Annotated in this window: 26 protein-coding genes and 1 pseudogene; 15 read left to right on the top strand and 12 right to left on the bottom strand. The window is 40.3% G+C overall.

The window, feature by feature from the left end; all coding sequences use genetic code 11:
* Positions 1–118: 118 nt before the first annotated feature.
* The 12 genes from AACH28_RS09095 to AACH28_RS09040 all read left to right on the top strand — a co-directional run bounded on the left by AACH28_RS09095 (position 119) and on the right by AACH28_RS09040 (position 10,440).
* Positions 119–1,690: a RagB/SusD family nutrient uptake outer membrane protein gene (locus AACH28_RS09095; RefSeq protein WP_286802381.1), complete on the top strand. Its 1,572-nt coding sequence runs from the start codon at positions 119–121 to the stop codon at positions 1,688–1,690.
* Between the two features lie 538 nt (positions 1,691–2,228).
* A complete protein-coding gene (locus AACH28_RS09090) occupies positions 2,229–3,548 on the top strand; it encodes a site-specific integrase (protein WP_241313533.1) in 1,320 nt (439 codons plus the stop codon).
* Between the two features lie 668 nt (positions 3,549–4,216).
* Positions 4,217–4,609: a single-stranded DNA-binding protein gene (locus tag AACH28_RS09085; protein WP_091095716.1), complete on the top strand. Its 393-nt coding sequence runs from the start codon at positions 4,217–4,219 to the stop codon at positions 4,607–4,609.
* 43 nt (positions 4,610–4,652) lie between these two features.
* Positions 4,653–5,726 (top strand): DUF932 domain-containing protein, encoded by a 1,074-nt coding sequence (locus AACH28_RS09080; protein WP_091095714.1) that lies wholly within the window; start codon positions 4,653–4,655, stop codon positions 5,724–5,726.
* Positions 5,727–5,778: 52 nt separating this feature from the next.
* Positions 5,779–6,186 (top strand): hypothetical protein, encoded by a 408-nt coding sequence (locus AACH28_RS09075; RefSeq protein ID WP_091095712.1) that lies wholly within the window; start codon positions 5,779–5,781, stop codon positions 6,184–6,186.
* 3 nt (positions 6,187–6,189) lie between these two features.
* Positions 6,190–6,630 carry a hypothetical protein gene (locus AACH28_RS09070; RefSeq protein WP_091095710.1) on the top strand — a complete coding sequence of 147 codons (441 nt, stop codon included), beginning with the start codon at positions 6,190–6,192 and terminating at the stop codon, positions 6,628–6,630.
* 43 nt (positions 6,631–6,673) lie between these two features.
* Positions 6,674–6,862, top strand: coding sequence for a 3-isopropylmalate dehydratase (locus AACH28_RS09065; RefSeq protein ID WP_091095708.1), 189 nt, complete (start codon positions 6,674–6,676; stop codon positions 6,860–6,862).
* 12 nt (positions 6,863–6,874) lie between these two features.
* Positions 6,875–7,486 carry a PRTRC system protein E gene (locus AACH28_RS09060; RefSeq protein WP_091095706.1) on the top strand — a complete coding sequence of 204 codons (612 nt, stop codon included), beginning with the start codon at positions 6,875–6,877 and terminating at the stop codon, positions 7,484–7,486.
* Positions 7,487–7,504: 18 nt separating this feature from the next.
* Complete coding sequence (locus AACH28_RS09055; protein ID WP_019976352.1) at positions 7,505–7,723, top strand: PRTRC system protein C; 219 nt, start codon at positions 7,505–7,507, stop codon at positions 7,721–7,723.
* 17 nt (positions 7,724–7,740) lie between these two features.
* Positions 7,741–8,895 carry a hypothetical protein gene (locus tag AACH28_RS09050; RefSeq protein WP_241313531.1) on the top strand — a complete coding sequence of 385 codons (1,155 nt, stop codon included), beginning with the start codon at positions 7,741–7,743 and terminating at the stop codon, positions 8,893–8,895.
* Positions 8,896–8,905: 10 nt separating this feature from the next.
* Entirely contained in the window at positions 8,906–9,631 is a 726-nt protein-coding gene (locus AACH28_RS09045; RefSeq protein WP_091095702.1) for a PRTRC system protein B, read from the top strand.
* A complete protein-coding gene (locus AACH28_RS09040) occupies positions 9,631–10,440 on the top strand; it encodes a PRTRC system ThiF family protein (RefSeq protein WP_091095700.1) in 810 nt (269 codons plus the stop codon). Before AACH28_RS09045 ends, AACH28_RS09040 begins: the two co-directional genes overlap by 1 nt.
* Before the next feature lie 280 nt (positions 10,441–10,720).
* Here AACH28_RS09040 and AACH28_RS09035 read toward each other — a convergent pair whose 3' ends face one another.
* Positions 10,721–10,957 (bottom strand): hypothetical protein, encoded by a 237-nt coding sequence (locus AACH28_RS09035; protein ID WP_245725256.1) that lies wholly within the window; start codon positions 10,955–10,957, stop codon positions 10,721–10,723.
* A 518-nt stretch (positions 10,958–11,475) separates the two neighbouring features.
* On the opposite strand from AACH28_RS09035, the gene AACH28_RS09030 reads away from it, so the two are divergent.
* Complete coding sequence (locus AACH28_RS09030; RefSeq protein WP_091095698.1) at positions 11,476–12,213, top strand: YoaK family protein; 738 nt, start codon at positions 11,476–11,478, stop codon at positions 12,211–12,213.
* 5 nt (positions 12,214–12,218) lie between these two features.
* Here the strand turns inward: AACH28_RS09030 and AACH28_RS09025 are convergent, their stop codons facing one another.
* The 11 genes and pseudogenes from AACH28_RS09025 to traJ all read right to left on the bottom strand — a co-directional run.
* Positions 12,219–12,500, bottom strand: a complete 282-nt coding sequence (locus AACH28_RS09025; RefSeq protein ID WP_091095696.1) for a helix-turn-helix domain-containing protein — start codon at positions 12,498–12,500, stop codon at positions 12,219–12,221.
* Positions 12,481–12,864, bottom strand: coding sequence for a helix-turn-helix domain-containing protein (locus AACH28_RS09020; protein ID WP_341832750.1), 384 nt, complete (start codon positions 12,862–12,864; stop codon positions 12,481–12,483). Before AACH28_RS09020 ends, AACH28_RS09025 begins: the two co-directional genes overlap by 20 nt.
* Before the next feature lie 109 nt (positions 12,865–12,973).
* Entirely contained in the window at positions 12,974–13,261 is a 288-nt protein-coding gene (locus AACH28_RS09015) for a molybdenum ABC transporter permease (RefSeq protein ID WP_091095693.1), read from the bottom strand.
* 110 nt (positions 13,262–13,371) lie between these two features.
* The gene (locus AACH28_RS09010) at positions 13,372–13,821 is read right to left on the bottom strand and encodes a DUF3872 domain-containing protein (RefSeq protein WP_091095691.1); all 450 of its coding nucleotides are present in this window, start codon (positions 13,819–13,821) and stop codon (positions 13,372–13,374) included.
* Between the two features lie 11 nt (positions 13,822–13,832).
* Positions 13,833–14,393, bottom strand: a complete 561-nt coding sequence (locus AACH28_RS09005) for a conjugal transfer protein TraO (protein ID WP_091095689.1) — start codon at positions 14,391–14,393, stop codon at positions 13,833–13,835.
* 21 nt (positions 14,394–14,414) lie between these two features.
* Positions 14,415–15,308 carry a conjugative transposon protein TraN gene (gene traN / locus AACH28_RS09000; protein ID WP_049038326.1) on the bottom strand — a complete coding sequence of 298 codons (894 nt, stop codon included), beginning with the start codon at positions 15,306–15,308 and terminating at the stop codon, positions 14,415–14,417.
* A 24-nt stretch (positions 15,309–15,332) separates the two neighbouring features.
* Positions 15,333–16,670 (bottom strand): conjugative transposon protein TraM, encoded by a 1,338-nt coding sequence (traM, locus tag AACH28_RS08995; RefSeq protein ID WP_049038325.1) that lies wholly within the window; start codon positions 16,668–16,670, stop codon positions 15,333–15,335.
* On the bottom strand, positions 16,660–16,944 hold the full coding sequence (locus AACH28_RS08990) for a hypothetical protein (RefSeq protein WP_049038324.1): 285 nt from the start codon (positions 16,942–16,944) through the stop codon (positions 16,660–16,662). The genes traM and AACH28_RS08990 overlap by 11 nt, the downstream gene beginning before the upstream one ends.
* 20 nt (positions 16,945–16,964) lie before the next feature.
* Entirely contained in the window at positions 16,965–17,396 is a 432-nt protein-coding gene (locus tag AACH28_RS08985; RefSeq protein ID WP_049038323.1) for a hypothetical protein, read from the bottom strand.
* Positions 17,397–17,406: 10 nt separating this feature from the next.
* Positions 17,407–18,030, bottom strand: coding sequence for a conjugative transposon protein TraK (traK, locus tag AACH28_RS08980; RefSeq protein WP_241313529.1), 624 nt, complete (start codon positions 18,028–18,030; stop codon positions 17,407–17,409).
* Positions 18,031–18,051: 21 nt separating this feature from the next.
* Positions 18,052–18,705: pseudogene (gene traJ, locus AACH28_RS08975) on the bottom strand (conjugative transposon protein TraJ); the annotation flags it as partial.
* Between the two features lie 360 nt (positions 18,706–19,065).
* Between traJ and AACH28_RS08970 the strand changes: the two are divergent.
* Positions 19,066–24,303 carry a hypothetical protein gene (locus tag AACH28_RS08970; protein WP_341832749.1) on the top strand — a complete coding sequence of 1,746 codons (5,238 nt, stop codon included), beginning with the start codon at positions 19,066–19,068 and terminating at the stop codon, positions 24,301–24,303.
* Positions 24,260–24,979 carry a hypothetical protein gene (locus AACH28_RS08965; protein WP_091095675.1) on the top strand — a complete coding sequence of 240 codons (720 nt, stop codon included), beginning with the start codon at positions 24,260–24,262 and terminating at the stop codon, positions 24,977–24,979. Before AACH28_RS08970 ends, AACH28_RS08965 begins: the two co-directional genes overlap by 44 nt.
* The last annotated feature ends 8 nt before the right edge of the window (positions 24,980–24,987 follow it).

The following is a 24,987-nucleotide window of genomic DNA, read 5'->3' as shown; positions in this document are numbered from 1 at the left end:
GAATGAATAAAAATGAATAAATCTGATCGCCTCATGACGAATGAAACACCAAAGGCAGTATGAATGCCTTACAGTCAAAATGGATGAATAAATAATCAAATTTAGACGGATGAAAAAGATGAAATTAAGAACTTTATTATATATCGGAATAATTGGCTCCATTGTAACAAGTACATTTTCTTGTACGAAACTAAAGGAGGAATTTAAAGGAGAATTAGAGGAAGGGACATCCAATGTGGATCCTGGAAGCTTGTTGATCACAGCTTATAATTCATTGAATACCCCTTATCAGCAGGAACAGCGCTGGGTGATGCAGGAAATATCAACGGACGCAGCCATGGCTCCTACACGGGGAGGTGACTGGGATGATAATGGGATGCATCGTGCGATCCATTTACATACCTGGAATGCTGATAATGGTTATATGAACAATACATTTGTAAGTCTTGGTACAGCCATCTATAATGCGGGTAATGTGTTGCGGTATAATCCGAGTGCACAGCAAGGTGCTGAAGCGAAGTTTATTCGTGCGTTGGTCATGTTCGATATGTTGGATCTCTATGGCGTAGTACCCGTCCGGGAAGGAGCCTCTTTTGAAGATTTTAGAATCGCACCAGAGGTGTTACAGCCACAGGCGGCTATTGATTATATCGTGAAGGATCTCAACGAAATTATAGCGAGTTTGCCTGCAAACGGTCCGAAAGCAGCCTATGTAGCCAATAAAAATGCGGCAAAAGCATTGCTGATGAAGATTTATTTGAATAAGGGAACATTTTTAAACAGACAAGCTCCTTCTTTTGCTGCCGAAGATATGAATAAAGTGGTGGCCTTAGCCAAGGAAATTACGGCTTCGGGATCCTATACTGTTTCTGCAAAGGGCAAGTACTTTGATAATTTCGCGCCCGATAACGACGAAAAGTCTACCGAAAATATTTTCACTTTATATAATAAAAATGGCGATAGAGGTGGAAATGTGGATCGTACCTGGAATACTATTGCGCATTATAATATGAGACCTGGGGGCTGGAACGGTTGGTGTACATTATCAGATTATTACGATAAATTTTCGGATGCCGATGAAAGAAGAGGAATTTACTATAATTATCCGGCTGATACGACTTCTAACAGAACAAAAGAATTCAAACGTCAAAATGTAGGTTTTTTTGCAGGACAGCAATACAATTGGAGTACAAACAAACCATTGATGGCGCGAAATCCAGCGAATGCACCTTTGGTCTTCACGCGTGAAGTGACCATCCGGACCTCTGGAGCTACATTGGAAACAGCGGGTATCCGTCCAATGAAGTATGCCTTTGATTATGCTGTCACTGGTCAACGAAACAACGACTGGGTAGTCTTCCGTTATGCCGATGTATTGCTGATGCAAGCAGAGGCTATTCTGAGAGGTGGAACAGGAACAGCAACAGAGGCACTCGGTTTGGTCAATACTATTCGGACGAACCGTGGTGTTAATAACCTGACGGCATTGACGCTCGATAATTTATTGGATGAGCGTGCTCGCGAGTTATATTGGGAAGGCTGGAGAAGACAGGATTTAATTCGTTTTGGTAAATTTTTATTGGCCTGGCAAGAAAAGGCTGCGGATGCCGATCCCAAAACATTGGTTTATCCAATCCCGAGCCAACAGATTGCCGTCAATCCAAATTTGAAGCAAAATACGGGTTATTAATTTGCTATATATGCATCAGTAAAACAAGCAACTTCAAGAAGTTCGTTTTATTTTAAAAGGTATTTAGCTGATAGGAACTTACTCTTATCAGCTAAATACCTTCTTTTTTTGAAACAGGTCGTTTCTTACAATTCGTTTCTTTTGACCAGAAAGAACCAGCAGTTTACTTTCATGACAGTTGGTTCTTGTGAGACCAAAAAGCTTTTAGGAAAGAAGGTGCTTAAAATAGAGATAGAAGCAATTGCTTTATTGAAAAATATTGTCTTGTTTTTCCAATAAAAAAGATTAGATAAAAGCAAAAATAAGCAAAACGGTTAAAGCAATTGCAATACAACGCTTTATAAAACAGTAGTCTTGGTGTGGAACTCGGTGTCGGATAGGTTTTGGGCTTGAAAACACAACGTTAGGTTACTAATTCGTTACCGATTGACATAGGTAATAACACAGCCTAACAGGTTATATTTCAGTGTTTTGCACTGCATTCTCTATTCCCTTGTAACTCAATGTAATTTAATTTTAAACATTAAACATTTGAGTTATGGAGCAGGCAAAGAAATCGACGTTCAAGCTGCTTTTCTATCTGAAAAAGAACGAACTGAAAAAAAACGGTAATGCCCCGATCATGGGGCGTATTACTATTGATGGCACACCCAAGACTTTCGGGACAAAGTTAGAAATAAACCCCAATAATTGGGATTTGAAGTACGGAAGAGTTGAGGGCAAGAGTGCCACAGCTTTGAGTATTAATCAAAAGCTGGATAACATACGGGGCCGTATCGACAAGATTTATGAAGATATGCTAAAACACGAGGGCTTTGCAACCGCACAAAAGGTAAAGCTCACGTTTCTGGGTGTCGGTGTGATGGAAGATGCCATACTGAAAGTCTTTAAGGAGCAGAATGAAGGCTTTGAAAAAATGGTCGCTAAAGGGAAACGCTCTAAAAGCACCTATGCCAAGTATACCACTGTTTACAATCATCTTAGCGAATTTATAAAGGAACGGTACCATCGGGAGGATATGGCGTTCCGGGAACTCACTTCCGATTTTATCCGGGAGTTTGATTTCTTTCTCCGCATTGATAAAGAATGTACCCACAATACGGTTTGGGTTTATACAATGCCCGTTATTGCACTGGTAGAACTGGCTATTAAAAAAGGTTTGCTACGGGATAATCCTTTTGATGATTACAAGATCACTATGGAGGAAACCGACCGTAGTTACCTTCTAAAAGAGGATGTGGAAAAGTTAATGTTCCTGAACCCATCCAAACAGAAATATGAACTGGTAAAAGACCTCTTTCTTTTCAGTTGTTTTACCGGACTTTCTTACATTGATATTAAGAAACTGAAATGGAGCAATATTCAATCGTTCTTCGACGGCCACCAGTGGATTATCAGCAGGCGTAAAAAATCTGACGTTGCTTCAAACGTAAGGCTGATGGAAATCCCCAAACGCATTATTGAAAAATACAGAGGCATTACCAGAAGCGATTATATATTTCCTGTTCCGTCCAATGCGACCTGTAATAAGCATATCAGTAAACTTATTGAGGAAGCTGGCATTGTTACCGAACAGAAAGTTACTTTCCATACCGCACGTCACACATTTGCCACCATGTTTTTGACCGAGGGCGTACCGCTTGAAAGCCTTAGCAAAATGATGGGACACAAGAATATTTCCACCACCCAGATCTATGCTAAGATTACCAGCCAGAAAATCAGTAAGGATATGGATTTGGTAGCACCTAAATTCAAGGCAATGGAAGATGCGTTTCTTGTCAAAATCGAAGATGAAGAAATAGAATTATTGAATGAAGCTCCACTTGGATTTTATGATACCGAAGAAGTGATGGCTTAAAACAGGGTATATTTTTTAACAGTCAGATTGAAGCAGGATTAAGTCCTGCTTTTTTTATGTCTATACTTTTTATAGCCAAAGCACATTTACTTTTCTCTCCTATTCCCCTTCTGTAAAAGAGCTTTTGTCTACTGCTGAAACAGAAGGTTAAAAAATATTGCCCTGGTACTTCTCCCGCACAAAACGATTTTTCAACCCTCTGTCTCTGTGGCTGTCACAGCCACACAACTTAAAAATAGAGTTTTAAAAATTCAACCAATTGGAAGTGTTATTTCAATCCATTGGGAACCATTTGCCAATACCATCTTCATTGCTTCCACTGTTTTTTTACTCAAAGAAGCCTGTATGCCCTATTGTTCCATTTCAAGAGCAAAGGTATTTCCGTGTTCTTAACGCCCCCACAAGGTCACGCAAGTTTGAAAAAAAATCTCCACCCGTTGGGTAGTATTTGTTTTCCAAAACCTTGTGCCGCCTAAACACTAACCTTTTTCTGCTCGTGAAACGAAACATAGCATACTCCGGCTCTTTAAACGAATAAAAAAAATGTCAGGTATGAAGATCAACAGCATTGGAAATGGTAATGAAACGAAACAGCACCTCCTCTCATTGCCGAATAAATCAAAAAAATCAAATCAGGACAAATTCAATAACGCAAAAAAGTAGAAATCATGAACATCACAGGAAGACTGACAAGAGATGCGGAAGTACGCACAACGTCACAGGACAAACAAGTAGTAAACTTTTCGGTAGCGACCAACGACAGCTACAAAAACAAACAGGGCGAACGAGTGGAGCAAACAACCTTTTTCGACTGCTCATATTGGATAAGTCCGAACGTAGCCAAGCTACTGACAAAAGGCACATTGGTAGAGCTCACAGGCAGGGTAAGTGCGAGAGCATGGACAGGTAATGATGGTGAAGCAAGAGCAGGACTGAATTTTCATACCTCTAACATCAAACTGCATGGAGGTAGCAGAAAAGCCGAAACCGTACAGGCTACTGCACCATCTGAAAACAGCGGATTTACAGCACAGGGAACAGAGGACGACCTCCCATTTTAACAACGAGTATTCAATCATTTTTTAACATCAAAATTTTATCAAAATGGCACATAATATCAATTTCAACGAAAGAGCAGGAAAGTACAGTTTCTTTTCAGTACAGCAAAAAGCGTGGCACGGTTTGGGGCAAATCGTGGAACAATACCCAACAAGCGAGGAAGCTATAAAGCACGCAGGGTTAAATTACGAAGTAGTAAAATCCCCATTGTTTACCAAAGGTTCGGGCATTATCGAAACTGCTAACGGCATAGAGATAGGCAGTAGCGAATTAGAAGTACCTAACTACTTCGCAAACATTCGTACCGATAACAATGCCGTATTGGGCGTAGTGGGTAAAGATTACCACATCGTACAAAACCGTGAAGCCTTTAATTTCTTTGATGCTATCGTAGGTGGTGGCGAGGGTATCCTGTACGAAACCGCAGGAGCATTGGGCAACGGAGAACGCATTTTTATCACAGCCAAACTGCCCGACTATATCCGTGTAGGCAATGGCGATGATGTGACAGAAAAATATATCTTCCTCACAACTTCTCACGATGGTAGCGGAAGTATTACCGCAGCGTTTACACCTATCCGAATTGTTTGCCAAAACACCCTTAACGCATCGTTACGCAATATGACCAATGTGGTACGCATCAAACATACATCGGGAGCAAAACAGCGTATCGAGAACGCCCACAAGATTATGGGACTTGCCAATACATTGAGCAACCAGTTAGAAGCAATTTTTAATGATTGGACAAAAGTAAGGGTAAGTGACAACGAAGTAAAAAAGCTAATCCAATTGGCACTTTGCCCAAACAAGGAAACCTTAGACCTCATTAAAAAAGGTGCGGAAGATGAAATTTCAACCGTATTCAAAAACACCGTTGAAGATGCCTTTGCCTATGCTATGATGAGTGATACACAGCAGATGAACACCACCAAAGGCACTTTGTTCGGAGCGTACAACGCTGTTACGGGCTACTATCAGAACGTAAGGAATTACAAAGATGAAGAAGCCAAGCTACAGAGTATTGTAATGGGTGGAACTGCTCAACAGCGTACACAGAAAGCCTTTGAATTTTGTACCGCCTTTGCTTTGGACGGTGCGGAAATCCTAAACCTTAATTAAATAACCACAGGCTACCGCCTTAAACGGTGGTAGCCTACTAAAAACAAAAGATATGAAAGCTTTAAATGAAATGAACAACGTACAAAAGGCGTATTTGGTAGCAAAACTTTTCCCCGATACCCTTAAACAATTAATCGTCTTTATCCAACAGGAAACAGAACGCTTCAGAGAGCGTGACGAATATATGCGGAGTATATGGTCAGACAATACATTAATAACAGCCGACTTTTGGTACGGACTGGTTGACAATACAGAACAGATATTAAAACGCTACAATGTGATGTTGCATAGAAGCCCGAGAGTATTTTCTGACCAACTGTTTGACGGTTACAATTCAATATTTATCACCAACTGTTTGATTGAGTTTACAGAAAAACAGAAATGTGAAACTAAATTAAAACAGGCTATACATCTGTTTTTCGGAGAACATAAAATGATTGAGATAACCATAAATGATTAAGACATGAAAAAGAAATTTTCTTTCAAAATTGAAACCCTGCTATTCGGCATCGAAAACCCCAAGGGAGCTATTGAACAGGTGTTGTTTGCCAAAAAAGTAGCAACGCATGAGGGCATTGAACCTTTTAACTGTCTTGCCTGCCTGACATTTACCGACCCAACCATTAATAAAGCATTTTCTGGTGGGCTTCCAATGGATGAAACACTTTTGATTGGCTATGAGGGTTGGAGTGATGCCATACTGCATCTATGTATAAAGAGCGGACAAAGCACCCTTAAAGTTGCCACAGGGTATTTGCTAAGCAAAGAAGTCACCATACATAGCGAATACCGAAATGCCATATTGCTCCGTAAACTATCGGACAAGGAAATAAAAGAGATTTTCACCCATGTATGGAACAATTTGGATGAAATACGACCAAATCCAAGACTTACTAAAGAATAAACATTGAGATAGTAAGCAAATAAGAACCATTAATACAAGTACAATGAAAATCATAGATAAAGATGGGAATTGGATTGAAGTTACCGACCTCGTAAAAGCTATTCGACAAACAGGTTGGTTTAAAAAATATCGGCACGACCCACCAATGGAAAGTGACAGGGAAAGGCAGGAGTATTGGGCAGATATGCACAAGAAACTAAAAGCAATCAAGGAAAATAATAACAGTAATTAAAATTTCAGAACGATGAACACCAATTTTTTCAATCAGATACAAGCCTTGGACTTTACAGGAGTATTGCAACTGAATATTTCCAAAGGAGCAGAAAATAACCTAATCGTATCGGTTATGCTCAACAATGAACAATGCGGAGATAACGCAAAAAACCTAATACCGCCATTGACGTTTAACGCTACACCACAGGAATTTGACGAGGGATTTTTTGAGCAGATAAAAGCACCTGTTAAAACCGTTTCGGGCGTAATGGTGGATATGGAAAAATTCCTAAAGCAAATGGAGGAGGTCAAAAAGCAATCGGCAATGGAGAAAGAAAAGACCGAGAAAGCCAAAAAGGAAAAAGAAGCCAAAGACAAGAAATTTAAAGATGGAATGGCAAAGGCTGACGAATTGGAGAAAGAGGGCAAATTCCGTGAAGCGTGGATGAAAGTTCCCGACATAACCGAGTTTCCCGAAAAAGCGGACGAGATACGCAAACGCAAAACGGAATTGTCAAACAAGTTCGCCACACCGAGCCTTTTCGGAGCAATGGAAGAAGCCACACCCGAACCGCCAAAAGCGGAAGAAGTTACAGCCGATTATCCAACAGACGAAACGGACGAAGAAGAAAACGAGTATTAACCATTAAAAACGAGCATTATGTTATTAGCAACGCAATTGGAACGAGTGTTTATACTCAAAGATAAAGGACAGGACATCAGACTGACCGACCCCGAACCACGTTGGAGCGTGGAAGCCGTAATGAATTTTTACGCCAATATGTACCCCATACTGACTACCGCAAAAGCATCTGCACCGCAAATCAAAGATGATGCAGTAGAGTACAGATTTGAGAGCGTAATGGGAACGAAAGGTTAAACCAAATATTTAAAGCGATGAACTATGCACAAACATATCCTATCGGGAACTATCATAACACCCGAACAGCAAAGGCAACGACAATTGCACCGCCAGTTAAACGAGTTCGCCAATTGGATGCAAAAACCAAAGGACGCCAACGAAGTACGGAAAGACAAACGCAGGTCAGTTCCAACAGCGATGTTGCCAATGGTTTTCTAAAATGCACCTTTCTGCCGAAACTGAAAGAAACGAAAACCGTACAGGCTTGCAGGAAATCGGACAAAACGGAAAGGGATTTTTTTCAGTCCCTTTCCAAATTGGCAGAACATTATAATATTGAACCTGCACAGACCAAACAATTTACCTACCCCTACAATATGGCATTGGCTATGGCTGATGTAGAGGAAAAGTTAAAGAGCAAAGTTTTAGATTGGGAAGAAATCCGTTTGGTACAGGACAGCAAGAAAACCTATTTTGTAAGTGAAGAACGCTACAATACAGGAGCAACCTTGTTCTACATTCCTGTTTCGCCATTGTATCGCCTTTTGCACGATAAGAAGCGAAAAGCCAACGCACACTTGTTATTGTCCGTTTGTGCTTATCTGTACCATATAGCCGATATTCCTTATTACAGGCAGGAAGCAAGTTACCTCTATTGGATGTACGAAATGATGAACGATTGGGTGGAACAGGACGATTATACAGAAGAAACCGAAGTTTATCTTTCAGAGATTAAACAAGCCGAATTTATCGGGGACTTTATCGAGCAACGGATTTATAACCGCATCAATCTGACCGTATTTGAACAACGTATTGAAAAGTTCAAAGTAAGGAATGAGTTTGACAGGGAATGTTTAGCGGTAGCAAAAGAAGCCTTTTCCCTGTATCTGACCTACCCGAATGAAAGTGTGTTCCGCAATGCCAAACCTAATGGGGAAGCATCTGAAGAAGATATGGACAACATTATCGGAATGGAAAAGTACATTTCATTTTACGCAGACCACAAAGGTTGGCTAAACGAAACCTTGATAGAATCCGTAAACACCGATATACAGGAATACGGACAAATGGAAGAACCCATTATACTAAAACAGTTTGACGGCAGGGATATAACCGCCAACAATCTTTGTTTTGAAAACAGGTTATTTCAATTGTTACACAACCTAAGCGATATTTTACACCAATGTTAAACGCAAAAATATGGAAACGATAAACGATATAACACAGGACTTCGGTACATTATACCACCCAAAATCTGCTTTGGTATTCTATGAAACCAAAGGACGGACAACCGATGTGTATGTAGAGCATTTTGATATGGATAAAAACGGAAATCCAATCAATGCCCACCCATTGACCGTGAGAGAAGCAAATATATTGGCAAAGTCACTTCGCACTGAAAAAGACAAGGACAAAGCCTTTTTAAAGCCAAACGGAATTTTGCCGACAAACATTTTACATATCAATCCGAGTGCGGAAAAAGGCACGGTAATCTGGTACACCAAAGCACAGCAAAGAAAGTTGTTTTTTGTGGACAGTCTGAAAATACCCAATGGTAAAGGATATGTACCGCCAATGCTTTGGAAAGCGAGTAAAAACAGCCTTACCGTATATGCCCTTGCGAGTGACAGAAGACCGAATGATAAAACCAAACTCCATTATGCTCCTTTTTTCAATATTTACGAAGATGGTAAAGTATGTATGGGAACGGTAAGCATAGATATAAAGAAATCCGCATCGGTTGAAGAATTTGTACAGGCTTGGGAACACTATTTTTTCAATTCTTATTTCAGCCATTTGTTGGGCAAACACAATCCCATAAAAGGCGATTGCGTAAAGGTTTGGAAAGACCTTATAAACACAGATAATCCCTTTCCAAAAGAAGTATTAAAACCGTATAACAAAAACCTTAAAAATCTATTGTGATGAATACAGATAAAACCAAAGTACATTTTACAGACAACTATCTGATAAGTCCTACAAACCCGATTGAAGTCAATTTGATTGGTGCAGGTGGCACAGGCTCAAAAGTGCTGACTGCCTTAATGGAAATGAGCCATAGCCTAACAGAGTTGGGACACGCAGGATTGCAGGTGCGTTTATGGGATGATGATATTATCACGGAAGCCAATTTGGGCAGACAGCGATTTTCACCGAGTGAAACAGGATTGTACAAATCGGTTGCACTCATAAACCGTGTCAATCGGTTTATGGGAACGAATTGGAAAGCAGAAACCCAAAAGTTTGAACGCAATTCGTTGGGAGGACTGCCCGAAAATACAAAAGCAACGATTTATATTTCTTGTGTGGATAATGTAAAGACAAGGTTTGCTATAGCGGAAATGCTCACAGCTATGAGCAAACAACGCAGAGCCAACCGTGATGAGCCTAAATATTGGTTGGATTTTGGGAACAGCCAACATACAGGGCAAGTAATACTATCTACTATCGGAAGTATCAAACAACCCGACTCCGAAAAGTACGAAACGGTGGCAAGCCTGCCAATGGTTACGGATGAATTTGGCGACTTGCTGAAACAGTCCGAACAAACGGACAATACGCCAAGTTGTAGTTTGGCAGAAGCATTGGAAAAGCAGGATTTGTATATCAATGCTACATTGGCTCAAATGGGTTGTTCGTTATTGTGGAATATGTTTCGCTTCGGAATGACCGAAAACAGGGGATTTTTCATTAATCTGAAAAATTTCCACACCCAACCCCTAAAAGTTGCCTGACCTCAAAAGTCGGGCGGCGAAAAGACGCATCCTTCCGTTGGTCGGAACCGCCTTTTCGCATTTAAAAAGGTGCAACCACTTTGTCAAAATGCACCCCTACACAATTCCCTCTCTCTACATTTTACCAAACAGATTGCGATATTATTTCGTGGGATATTCTTTATCCCATTTGTTGTATTCGGGAGTGACTTCTTTTCTTTTCAGACTGCGACCAAAGAAAAGAAGCAAAAGAAGGTCGCTTGATTTGAATAGATATTTTTACGGTGTTAGGATTGGGCTGTTACTTATTGCCAAAATATTCCTGTACAATCTTCGCTACGCCCACACTAAAATATCTTCCTCCATTGGTAACTCCATCAATGGCTTTTATGAAATCGTCCCTATCGCTGCCAATGAGAAGGTAACCTGCAAAACCCATTTCCAAAAGCGGTTTTACAGCTTTTTCGGTATCTCTATCACTATGGGCAATCAGCTTAATACTTGGATATTGTTTGTGTAATTCCTGAAGATCTGCCAATACATTCTTATCGTAAAAATCAAGATCAATGATACAGACCTCAGGTAGAGAGGTTAAAGCAGATAACTGAATTATTCCGTCTTCGATATGTTGCGAGCGGAATAGTATTTCAAATCCTGAATCAGAGAGGTCATTGCAGATAATATCTACAATCGGGCTTTTATCATTGATAAAAGAAAGCGTATTTTTTTTTGTAGTGTACCAGTTTCCATATATATCAGTATTAAATTAATGGAGTACCTGCACAAAAAAAAGCGTAGGCCACCACACTTACCGACATTGAGGTACTGGTATACCCGACTACGAATAAGCGAGCACCCACGCCTATAGCGTGAGCGTCCTTACTTATTATCGTCCCGTAGTCTAAAAATTACCAGTTTTCAATGTGGGACTTAAAGTAAAAACAACTTTAAGTTTCTATATTTTATCAAACAAAGGTAAGAATGTTGTTTATTATATACAATGCCAAGCAAATAAAGAAAGGCAGTTTTGTAAATTTGCAATAAAAGAACCCTAATATGTTCAGACATAAAGGGAAAGGTCGCACTTATTCCCACAATCTTAAATTAGCTTCCATCTTATCGGGTGTTGCAGGTATTGTAAACATTACGAGCGTTTTGGAATTGAATACATTAACAACAAATGTTACAGGTCATTTCGCTTTCTTTTCAGAAGAACTTGTTTTGAAGGATTACAGAATGGCATTTGCTTATTTGTTCTATATATTATTTTTTCTGTTCGGAGCTTTTGCTTCCAGCCTAATCATGGAATGGGTATCAAGATATAAGCAACAAGCTACTTATGTAATCCCTATATCTATAGAGGTCTTTATACTATTTGTTATTAGTTTCTCTTCCTTTCTGCTGACAAAAGAACCTTTTCCGTATTCTATTCTTTTAGCTTCAGCTTTACTGTTCGCTATGGGCTTACAAAACGCATTGGTAACACGTGTGTCTCAATCAGTAGTAAGAACAACCCATCTAACAGGCCTATTTACGGATCTTGGTATTGAATTATCACAAATGTTATTTTATAAGGAACGTTCCGAGCGTATGCAACTAAGTAAAAGCATCTATCTGAAACTAGCCATTATTTGTTGTTTCTTTTCAGGAGGAATAATTGGAGGATTTATATTTCCATATCTTGAATTAAGAACGCTTTTGATTGCTGTAGGATTATTGCTGTTTGCCTTATGGTATGACAGACTCTTATTTAGATACTATATATTAAAACGAAGATTCAGAGATCATCACTAAAGCAATCAACCCGTATAGTTCTTTTCCAGAATATGTAGTATATCTGATTCTTTGTAAATAATCTTACCACCAATTTGAATGTATGGCAATATTGTGTCATCCCGGTATTGCTGTAACGTCCGTTTACTAATATGTAACAACTTACACACATCTTCACCCGATAAGTAAATTTCCCCGTTCATTACAGGGCGATAATTTTTCAAGATTATTTCGATACGCTTTTTCAATTGCGTTATCATCTCCTGATGGGCGATGATTTCTTGGGTATCATTCGTTAGTAAATCCATTGTCGTTGGTATTATACGGCTGTCCGGCTTCGAGCAAAGCCTGTACATCCGAGAGTTTGTAATAATTCTTGCGGTTTAATTTAGAGTAAGGCAACAAACCCTTATCCTTATAGGTCTGCAATGTTCGTTTGGTAATGTTCATCATCAAACACACTTCCTGGTTATCCAGCCATTTCTCTTCTTTGAAAATCGGGGTATATTTCCGAGTAGCGTTTTCGGTCAGTTCCAAAAGTGCTTCCAACTCATTTGTCATTCCGTCAAATGCGGATTTCTGTATTGCGATAACTTCCATAGTCTGCTCCATTTTTCTGTGGAAGTCGAATTTAGAAAGGCTTATTGCAGGATTGGGAAATATTGCATCCATTGGCACTGAAAGGCAGTATTTGGCGGTTTACATTTGTTATAAACATAAATCGGACAGCCTTTTGAGCTATCCGATTGAAATTAAATCAGCAGAAAAACTTCGATCAGCGTTAGGCAGGCTGTTCAATATTAAGTTCCTGTTGCTTTTTCTCCCTCTCTTTTTTCATCTGTGTATAAGACCAAAGAACAACAACGCCAAGAATAATTAAAGCATAGGCGATCCATTTACCAACACGTTCTATAAAACGGATAAACACAGATGCTTCAAAACTTGAAAAGCCCTCCGCTCCCATAGGACTACGCCTGTAAAATTTCCTTCTGCTTATCCAGTAGATAAGCCCTATTCCGATAACAAGCGGAATAATTCCCATTACCAATTGAGAAGTAACTGCATCCATATTGTGAGAATTATATCAAGTAAATTTAAACAAAAACATCCTTGGTCGAAAATCAGAAGCAAAAAAACCGACCTTTAAAGTCGGCTTTTCTTTTATCAAAGTTGTTTCTCTTAATCGCTACTGTTAAACTGAAAGCTCACTTGCTTTTCGTTCCCAAAGCTATCCGAAATCCACACCTCAAAGGACTGTGATACGGTAGAAGCCGAAGTATAATACAAACGGAACTGCTCCGTTGGCAGCGGGTACAAATCATTGGGTAGGTATGGCGGTTCATCGTAATACCGCAACGTGCCAGTACCATCAAACTGAAAATACCTGAGATAGTATTGCGTACCTGTATAATTTCCGATACGCTGTATGGTAATGCGTATTTCCACGGTCTGCCCGTTGGCAACATCTTTTGGTACGGGCATCACATTTACCTCAAAAGGAAAATCGTTCTGTATTTCGAGTTCATCATCCTTGCTGCAAGATACCAGCGTAACCGAAGCTGTGAGGATTGCCAACAGTACATACAATGGCAGTAACCCCATTCTGAATTTATTGAATATTGCTATCATTGTTTTACGTTTTAAAAGTTAAACCTTAATCCCACACCTGCGGACGGTCTGAACTGTTCCAGATCCGTACCCCAAAAGACCTTTGTACGTCCTTGCAGGACTAACACAAATCGGTCTGACAGGTACGTTTCAAATGTGAGCCGTCCGCCAGCTCCGTAAATGAAATTGTCCTCGCTCAGTATTTTCGCCCCGTCATACAGCATCGTTTCTCCCCGGTTGATGGTTTCGTAACCGACCACGCCAGTTACTCCGAAATTCAATGTGATATTCTTTCGGGCATCACCCAGCAGGAAGAAACTGTAGCCGCCCTCTGCAGTATAGGTTTCCTGCGGTATGCGTAGGTTCTTGTAGCCGTGGTATTGGTGCATGTATTCCAATGCCCAAAGCTGGTAATTTCCGTTCTTTCCGTTCACGGTCATTGCTGCGCTGATGTAATAATCGTTACCAATTTTATCATCGGACAATACACCCGCACTTATTTCCAATCCTTTCTGTTTAGGCAGCATCCTTTGTGCCTGTGCCACCGTGATACCCATTAGGACGAGCATCACGGTATAGATATACTTTTTCATTGCTATTGCTTTAAAAGGTTATTAAAATTTCAGGTGCATATCGCTGATCAACCGGGCTTTTATCAAATCCGAATTTTCCACCTGAAGCGTTTGCTGCCGGCCACCGTTCTTTTCAAAAATCTCAATCAACAGTACCTTATCATTGGCAATAGTGAATTGGTCTAACAGAAATACATTCTGTTCGGTGGTTTGTCCTGAAATTTCTGTGAGTGGCTTGTAGGTACGAAGCGGTATCAACGGGCGTTCCTGTACAACAGTGCGTTTGGCTACCTTTTTATCTACCACTTTGAAATTGACAAAATCAATCTGAAAAGGCACATTGCTACGGTTTCTCAATTCCGTATGGAAATAGTATTTACCGTTGTGGATGTAAATGCCTTTCAGGATAAACTGAATACCGAAGCTCTTAGATCCGATATGCTTTACAATACGTTTGTCTTTCTTGTAAATGGTTTCCAGAAGCAAACCCGCCAATGACGGGGAATTGTTGCCCAATTCTTCAAAAAGAACATCATTACTGTTGGCCTTATCCACCGCTTTCTGCATGGTCAAAAGGTCATAGCTCAACGCATCGGGATACCCACTGTAATACACATTGAAGCTGTAAAAACGTCCGTCATTGGTAATGACCGAAAAATTAGTTTCGGGTTCAAAATCCCTTACCGATGCTTTTACACGCAGTACGTTTTCCGCATCTTCCGCCTTACCTGCAATCAGGTATTCGCTTCCCAAATCCACATAGCGTATGGCGGTAGGGAAAATCAAATGCGAAGTTTTATCGTAGGTAACTTCCATGCGGTACGGTTCTATTTTGCCCAGGGCAAGCGGTGCTTTGATGCTGTCCTGTGCGTAGGACTGTACGGCAAAGCCGAGTATCAGGGCCAAAGCCCAAAAGGTTTTAAAATGATTTTTCATTGTTTAAAATATTTGAGTTCAACATCATTGTTTGGAAACAAGGAAGACCTGATGGCCTGCCTTTAGGGTTACTTTGGGTGTGCGCACCTTTTTGGCGAAATAGCCAGAAATGCCCTGTACCACGCCACGGCTAAGGTCTGCGGCAACCTGCTGTCCGGCGGACTGCGTGAGCATCACGCTGGTTCCCGAAGTCTGGCTCATATTGCCTGCCATTTCGGTAAGGGCATTCATTTCGGGCGAATACGGAACATACAAACCTTGCTGTCCGTCTATGTCATAAATGGTTATATCTACCGGTATGATATTGCCCTCCAGTTCTATTGAAGTAATCTTTAGCTGTAATCGCCCTCCCTGAAATTTGGCATTAGCTGTTACAATCGTTCCTTTTGGAATGGTTCGTTGTGGTGTTTGAGCTGGCTCCAATAAACGAAGACGTACACCTGTTTCGCCTACTATCGTTTGTGTTTCGTGTACACTTGCCTTTATACTGTTTTTGGGTTGTACCACCTGCTCAATGGAACCTGCGGTATAAAAGCCACGATTTCTCGTTTCGCTCCAATTGGCTAAGAAAGCACTATCCGTAGGCTCACGGTACAGGGCAGAAACGGTGTTTTTTCTTGCAGGTGTAAACGCCACAAAATGCTCTTTTTGGTTGGCAGACGAAACCGCCGGAGTAACATTGTTATCAAGTGCAGCATTTTCTGTATTCGTATTCTTCGGAAGATATTTTGCCGCCATTTCATAGGATTTCTCCATTAGCTTCAGTTGGTCATCTACGGTGGCGACAGGCGGTACATCTTTCTCGGCCAATTGTTCCTTCAGTTCCTCCAATTGCCTGCGGAGTTCAGTTGTTTCCGCATTATCATCCTGATAGAATGAACCCAATGTGCTTTGCATATTGCGGTAGCTGCTCAATGCAGGATTGCCGTTTCTTCCAGAAGTTCTGCCACCGCCGTATCCGTAGGCTTCTTCCTCTTCGGTAAACGCTTCTTCATTGTCCTGTGTACTGTCTTCCGTGTTCCAATAATCGGAAAGCGTGGTAAGTGCGTTGCGTTTTTCCTGGTCTTTTTGCTGAAGCATTTCCTGCTCGTATGCTTTCCCTTTATCATCGGGTAGCCCTGCATCCGTAGCCTGTGGTACGGCATCGTTCAGCCCGATGTTTTCCATTGCCTTTTTATCTTCGGATGGTTTAAATATGAGGTACATACAACCCACGAAGACAATTCCCATCAAGCCGAATATAAGTGGCTTTTTGAGCTTTTCGGCTTTGCTCTCTGTGCTGTCTTGCAGCACATCAGCGGTTACCGACGGATTTCCTTCCGTTACCCGGACAACCGACTTTTTGTTCTCCTTATCTTTCATAAATTCTATTTTTTAAAATTGTTGTTATGGTGTCCTGCAAGGTTGCCGGACTTTCTTTCTTTTTGAGGACAGGGTTTTCGATATGCTCGATGTGCATGTCGTTACCGGACTTTGCCGTGTCGTACCATACTTTGAAAATGACCCCTGCGGTCAACAGCAGATACCCCACAAAAAAGTAAAGGGTATATTGGTGCTGTTTCCTGATGGGCAAAGTCTGCCAGCGGTCGTCCAGCTTGTCAAAGTACCTGTCCATATTTGCTCTGATTTTTTTCATACCTTAATGATTATCGGTTATTACATTCTGAGCCGTCTGACCTGTGAAGACAGCTTTTGTTTAGGTGGTTCGGACACCAATGCAATGGCTTCTTTTCGGGTCGGCACTGTACCTGTGGATAGGTTTGTCAGTTCCGACTTCTTCATTAAATGCCCGTATTGGTCTTTCCTTGTAATGTCCATTTTCTGTACATCGAATTTGCCGTCTTCGTACCGTACCCGCATATAGCAATCAACTTTGGGTTTGTCATCGCCATTCCATTCGATGTAAGTCCTTAACGAAAAGCTATCGGGCCGCAGAGGTTTGTCCGTACCATTCTTGCAAGCCTCCAAGAACTGGCTGATACTGTCTTTAATTTTATCGGGGTAAGCTCCCTCCGTTTGGAAATACCCATCATATCCTTTATCAGTCAGTGTTTTTGCGAATGTGCTTAAATCAAGTAACTGTTTCATATCCCTAGTTTTAGCGGTTTATAACTTCGATATCCCTGTTTTCAACCACTGCAAATTTTTCTATGTTGAAGCCTTGCGGGTTGTTGTCCGAACGGACGGAGTTCACGAGATAGCCGGTGGTAATCAGGTTACGCCGGGTCACGTTGCTCGACCGTATGATGAACTGTTTGGCATAGGTTCTCACGGCATAGGGATAGGTGTCAAAGTTGCACACGACACTATCCACCTCTATGCGTTGCTGCACATTACCGGATATGATACGGTTGTAATAGCCCTTTTCCGACAGGTCTTTGTAATAATCAAAAGCTGATTTGTCGGCAAGGTTAAATGCCCGTTTCATATTGCTTTCAATGGCATTCTTATCGGGAGCAAGCGTAAAAAAAAGCTCGTGAAAACGTCTGACGTGTTCCCTTGCTTCCACAGGTCGGTTGATGCTGGCATCCTGCGATAAGGCAAGCATCAGTGATTTGCCATTATCCAACACATAGATTTTCTGGCGTTGTTCTTCTGCGAAGCGGTAGGATTGCCATACGGCATATCCTACCACGCCGATGCAGAGAACAGCAAACACAATGGCATACAAACGGATCTGCCTAAAGCTGTTTTCGATATTTCTTAGCGTTTTAAATTCCATTTTTAAATCATTTAATTGTTTTTATTTTCCCATTAATTTGCCACCGATGTTTCCGGCTGTTGAGCCAGCCCCGGCACTTGCGATGTTTCCGGCTTTCATTGCGGTCTGGTTTACATTACGGGTAAAGTTTCCTGCTCCTCCAGCCTGAATAATCCAGCCCGTTACGGTCGGGATCGTGAAATAACCCACAATACCGATTATCATAAACACGATGTACACGGTGTTGCCCGTATCGGGTATGTAGGTGGGGTCTGCAAGCATTGCTATATCCTTTTCAATAATGAGGGATTGTATTTTGGCGAGCATGGAACTGAACAGATCGGCTACGGGTAGCCATAGGTAAACGCTGACATACCGGGTCAGCCATTGCGTGAGCGTGGACTGAAAACCGTCCCATACGCTTATTGCAAAGGCTATCGGCCCCAATATGGAAAGTACGATAAGGAAAAACGTTCGTATAGTATCCACGACGAGTGCCGCAGCCCGAAAAAGTACCTCCAACAGATTGCGGAACCAATTTTTGACCGCCTGCTCCGTTTGGTAGGCGAACCTGTCCATATACATTCCTGACATCGTAATCAGGTCGCTTGGCGACCAGCCCAACTCTTCGAGTTTCTTATCAAATTCCTCATTGGATACGAGGTAGGCAGTTTCCGGATTTCTGAGCATTGCTTCGGTATTTCCGCCGAGAGAGACCTGTTTCCGGCTCCTGCCATATGGGAACAGGCAGAAAATATCATTGAGCGGGAACAACACAATGAGCTTGTCAAAAATATTTCAAATTCTTCATATCCTGTCATTGTCCATGCACCGGGCGGTGTTGGCAAATCTGTATTCTGTCGCCAGCTAATACATTCATTACCTTCAGATTCAATAGGTATTGCCTATGATTGTTTTGGAGCGGGGCGATACAGAAATCGTAGCGAACCTCGACATAGACATCGGGATGCTTTGGTTCAAATTGTCAATGAACTTGCCGTAAAAGGTCTATGCGATCCTTTGCTTGTACAGGACACTTCCCAGGATAATGATATTATGAAGAAGTTCTTATGGCGGATTGACGCCGCTGTAAAAACCTTAAAACAAACAAGTGATTCTGCCACCTTATTTATTTTGATTGATGCGGCAGATAATGCAGAAATGGCAGCTCAGGAATACAACCATCCCTGTTTTGCCAACGAATTGCTTCGTGAAAATATACCGGACGGATGTAAGCTGGTTTTATTATGCAGAACAGAACGAATTCAGTTACTAAAACCTAACTCTAAAATTGCTCAGTTTAAATTAGAAGCATTTTCCGAAACTGAATCATTAATAAATTTACGGAAATGGTTCCCTGAAGCTGACGAAAAAGACGGGACGGAATTTCATCGGTTAACCAGTGGCAATCCTCGTGTGCAGGCAAATGCATTAAGTGTTCATGCATCAACCGTTTCTGAATTATTAAGCCGATTAGGTCCTGCGGGAATGACCGTTGAGGAGCAGATTGAACTGCAATTAAACACAGCGATATCAACAATAAAAGATTCCTTGTCGGATTCTTTTCAGGAACAAATACAGGCAATATGTTTAGGGTTGGCAAGCTTACCTCCTCATATTCCAATAGAAATTTTAGCAAAAGCGGCAGGAGTAACAACCGAGACAATTAAAAGCTTTGTAGCAGATATTGGTCGCTCGTTGTGGTTGTCAGACGAATCTGTACAATTCAGAGATGAGCCAACGGAAACGTGGTTTAGAAAAACTTTCTTGGCAAAAAAAGAAAATTTCGAAACCTATATAAACATATTAGAGCCTTTAGCCAATCAGTACACTTATGTGGCCGAGGTTCTGCCGCATCTGTACCTTCAGGCAGAGCAATATGAAAAACTAATCGAAATTACACTTTCGGACAGTTATTTGCCGGAAGATAATCCAATCGATGCAAGAAATGTACGTGTTTACAGGTTACAGTTTGCTTTCCGTGCAGCACTGAGAGCCAAACATTATAATGATGCGATTAAGATAGCTATGAGAGCTGGCGAGGAAGTGGCTGGAAATCAGCGGCAGCTCGGGCTTTTTCAGAATAATATTGACCTGCTTGTTACTTTGCAGGATCAACAAAAGGTTCAGGATATTGCATTTAAACGCTTACTGAGTGGTGCCTGGAATGGTTCAGAGAATGTCTTTACTGCTTCATTATTGTCAGGAATTAATGAATATAAGGGAGAAGCCAGAGGTTATTTAAGGGCTGCTGTAAATTGGCTGCAAATATACTTTGAAGATCTTCGGAAAAGTGATGAACGCCACCCGCAAAATGAGGTTACAGAAAGGGATGTTTTAGAATTAGCATATGCATTTTTCAATATTTACGGGGTAGAAGATTGTATTGATTTCCTAAATCGATTCACGTCCAAAGCATTTGTTTTTGACATAATGAAGAGTCTAATAAAGCGACTTATAGATATTGGAAATTTTGAAGCTATTAATAATTTCCTGCAAATTTGTATCAGGCAACCGTACTATACAGTAGCTATTGTCAGCGAACTCATAAAAGTTGGGAGATTCCCGGAAGAACAGTTTATTGAAACTTGTTTATGTCTCCTAACAGGTTCGAAATCCAGGATTAAAAAACCAAAGCAGTACTATCAGGGTGACAATATTACACCAGCTATAGTGTCTTTTATAGAGGCTTGTCTACATAGAAACTTACCATCTGCACAACTGCGAAGGGTATTGAGACATTATATCCCTTTACAAGCGTCGCAGATGGTATATAGTGCACATCAATCTCAGGAACGTACCTTTTACCTAAAAACACTCGCAATCCGAAACTTATTGGAAGATAAATCGGAAGTAGATATTGATGCTATTTTGCCTCGAAATCTAGCTGACAAAAAGGAAAAAAGTGACTATGATCGGGATAATGAGATTAAAGAATTCAAAGAAATAATCAACGGCTTGTTTCCCTGGTATCTTCTAAGGGTTAGAATATTGAGCCAGCAGGACTTCAATTTTGAAGGTGAAGTAAAAAATGCGAATGAAAAATCACACAAAGCAAGAACCAATAGATATCGCTCTTACGATACTTTACCTAACGAGATTGCTGCACTTCAGTCATCTATTCTAATATTATATGACAAAGGAAATACTGAAGAAGTAAACTGGTTTTATAATACCTACATCAAGAACAATAAAGCTTTGTGGATTCCCGATGAGCTGAATACAGTAAGAGCAGCATTCAGATTACCGCATTTATCCTTAGTAAAACAGGAGCTTGAGCAAAGTGCTTATGAGCGAATAAAAAGTATCACCGAAGATGGCCCTGAAGAAATGGCGGAAAGATATATCGGACTTGCCCGTGCTGTATTGAATACAGCCTCTGATGACGCCAGTGTATATTTTGAAGAGGCCGTAAACATCGTGTCTAAATTTGGCGACGAAATAGTCAGGAGATGGGAAGCTGTTGTATCACTTGCTAAACAAGCATGCAATGGAGATAGTGTCTCTGACGAATTAGCTTATCGTTTTATACGCTGTGCCGAAGTAGTGGGAGAATATGTCTCCCGTGAAAAGTATTGGAACAGAAGCGAAGCGATTGCTGTTTGTGCGAGAATGTCGAGCGGAGAAGGAATATCTGCACTAAGCCGGTGGCGGGATAGAGACATAGGAAGGTTTGAATACCAGTTAGAAGCATTACTGATGGAATTGGTACAATCCGGCAAAATATCGCCTTCAACAGGATGGACGATGTCAAGATTTTTCTCCTATCATCAACTTGAAGAGTTGCTTTCCATCTGCCTGGAAAATGAAGGTAATACAGAAATAAAGCAAAAGATATTTGCAGATGCCGTCTATCTGCTCCAAATAGAAGGTACCACCGCCGATTACTGGGAAAAGATGCAGCAAATAGCCTCCCGGCAAAATATCCAGAATGATACATTAGATGGAATATTAGCTTACCATCAAAAGAATAAAAAATTATTGCCGGAGGATAAAGAAGATAAAACTCTTCAAAACACAAATCGAACTGATGATAATGTACATTGGGAAGATGTCTTTGGAGCTCTGGATATTCTCAACAATGAACAGTTTGAAAAATGCCTTCTTGCTTTTAATGCAATATCCGATAAGCGTTTCTACAGGGACATTGAAAGCTTTTGGAACGAAGTGATACAAAGATTGAATGAAAAGGATCTCTGGAAATTTATTGATATATTACTCTTATCAAGAGTAAATCGTTATGAACTCAAATCTTTTTTCAAATTGCTTCCAGAAGAATGGAAAAATAAGGTCAGCTTCAAGAAAAACTGGCCTGTTTTAGCAAAGCAATTAGGAAGGAAGTATGCACAAGAACTGATAAGCCTGTATTCTTTTCAATATTTTGTTCAGGATTTTAATCTTAGTGAAAGTGAAATAGATAAACTAAAAGAAGGAATATTTGAAGGGCTGTCAAGCGGGTACGAATTTTCTGACGCAGAAATGTTTTTTGGGTTTGTAAGTATTGCTACTTCAATAATCGACCCTGTAAAGGTAACGGACTTACTTGATTTTACACTATCAAGATTTGAATTACATATTGAGAAAGATTTTGGTGATGGCGAATGGGATAAATGGTTATTTACATCTAAGAATGTCAACAAAAATATAGCGGGTTTCATTTGGTCTGCTCTTGGATCCCCTCGCTCATCAGAACGATGGAATGCAGCACATACGGTAAGTGCATTAGCCCAATTCAACTGTACGGGTATCATTGATGAACTGATTAACTGGATGCAGCATGACAAAGTGGATGCCTTTGGTAGCTGTCAATTTCCGTTTTATAATCTTCATGCCCGATTATATTTATTAATTGCTTTAGTAAGAGTTTCTCTTGATAAACCCGAGTTGTTGGTTCAATATAAAGACATATTCGTTCATTATGCCTTTGGTGAACCTCACATCCTTATTCAAAAGTTTTCAGCAGAAATATCGGTCAATCTCTCCACTTCTTTGGACGATATATATGATGACGAAACACTGAATAAACTAAAAGCTGTTGGTAAAAGCAATATGCCGGTAGTGGAAATGGATTACAATGATACAGTAGATAGTTATTGGCACATTAACGGACTAGTTAATACTGAATATGATTTTCATTTCGGATGGGATTTTGACAGGTACTGGTTTGAACCGTTGGGCGATGTATTTGGTGTACCGGGGAAACAATTAGAAGATATAGCTGCTAATGTCATTATTGAAGAATGGGGTATAAAAGAGAAAAACGGTTATAACAATGATCCGAGAATATCGATATGGAATAGATATTCGAATGAAAGAGAAACTTGGCATGACCATGGAAGTTACCCAAGAACAGATAATCTTGACTTCTATTTGTCTTACCATTCCATGATGGTAGCAGCAGCAAAGTTTCTCGAAAAAATGCCTGTAGTATCAAAAAGAGATTGGTATGATAATGAGTGGGACGAGTGGATCTCAGGTCATTTATTAACGTGTGCTGATGGAAAATGGTTAATAGACTATCGTGATCCAGTGCCATTAAAGAGACCAGAATGGCTTTCTAAAAGTAAGGATGATAACTGGAAATCGGAAATTCCGGAAAAGAGTTTTTATGAAGCATTACTAACAGACGATGACAGCGGAGAACAATGGCTTAATGTACGGGGAGGATGGGAAGAAAAAGATAGCGAAAGAACCGAAAGTTTTTCAATTGCCTCTGCATTGGTTTCTAAAGGCACTTCCGGCGCACTAATGATAGCACTGGAAACCTGCAGTGATCCTCATGACTACAAACTTCCTAATTATAAAGAGAGGGATATGGAAATAGAATCAGGTTCTTTTGAGCTTAAGGGGTGGATTAAGGATGAATCTGTTTCCAAAAGATTAGACGAATATGATCCCTATGCTGATAATGTAGACTATCCTCCTTTTGTAATAGGAGATGATATTGTGGACAGGTTAAGTTTGTCTGTAGATGGTAACGGGAAAATTTGGTATTCACCCAAGTCATCATATCCAGCCTTGAAATGCGCAATATGGAGCAGTCACAGAGACGACAGAGATGAAAATCCAAATCAGGCCGGTAAACGGTTAAAAGCGTCATTACAATTTTTAAAACACATGTGTTCAACTCTTAATTGTGACCTGATATTGGAAGTTGGAATAAAAAGGGAAATTAATTATAAATACCGGAGCCGGGAAGATAAATACGAATATTCGAAACCTATACATAAACTATTTATACTGTCATCAGATGGAGAACTTAGAACTACAGGAAAAAATCATAAACTTGGGTAAACTCTTCGTGAAAGAGCTTAAATTAGAACCAGGCGTTGATACCTTCTCACGCTGGATGGCTCATTATCTTGCAGAAAAAATATCTGTTGCTGAACAATCAGAAGGGAATGAAAAAGAGGCAGCAGAAAAAGAGTGTTTTGATGTAATATTAATGTTATGGCAACACCGGCATTCTCTTCCATCTGGAAGAAGACCTTTCCAAAGTTTCGAGCCTATCCTGGATACATTGTCTAAGCTAAATCCTGACAAAGAGGAACCTTATTTTTATAATGCTTTACGCAATCAAGACCTGGCGGAATTAGAAACAGACAATTTAAATCATAAATCTGTAGAAGAATGGATGGATATTGCTAACGAAATTGACAAGACAGCCAGGATTTGGATAGAATATGCATTAGGCCAAGCCGCTAATAATGCAAAAAATGAGAGAACAAAGCAGTGGATTGAAAATGCTGTAAACCTATCTGATAATGCTGATACAAGCATCATTAATGTTTTATTAGATAATAACCCTTCTTTTGATATTGAAGATTATGATAAAGATGATTATTCAAAACAATATGATATTGAGAGGTTAAAAAAGAGGATTACTCAGCTTCAGAAATATTCACAGCTTAATGAGACTTTATTAAAAGTCTATGAAACTGACCTTAAAAAATTGTCGAATAATATCTAAATCTGAGA

The sequence above is a fragment of the Sphingobacterium thalpophilum genome (assembly GCF_038396785.1).
Classification (GTDB): domain Bacteria; phylum Bacteroidota; class Bacteroidia; order Sphingobacteriales; family Sphingobacteriaceae; genus Sphingobacterium; species Sphingobacterium thalpophilum_A.
The sequence above is the reverse complement of the archived record's forward strand: the minus strand, read 5'-3'. Positions and strand labels throughout refer to the sequence as shown.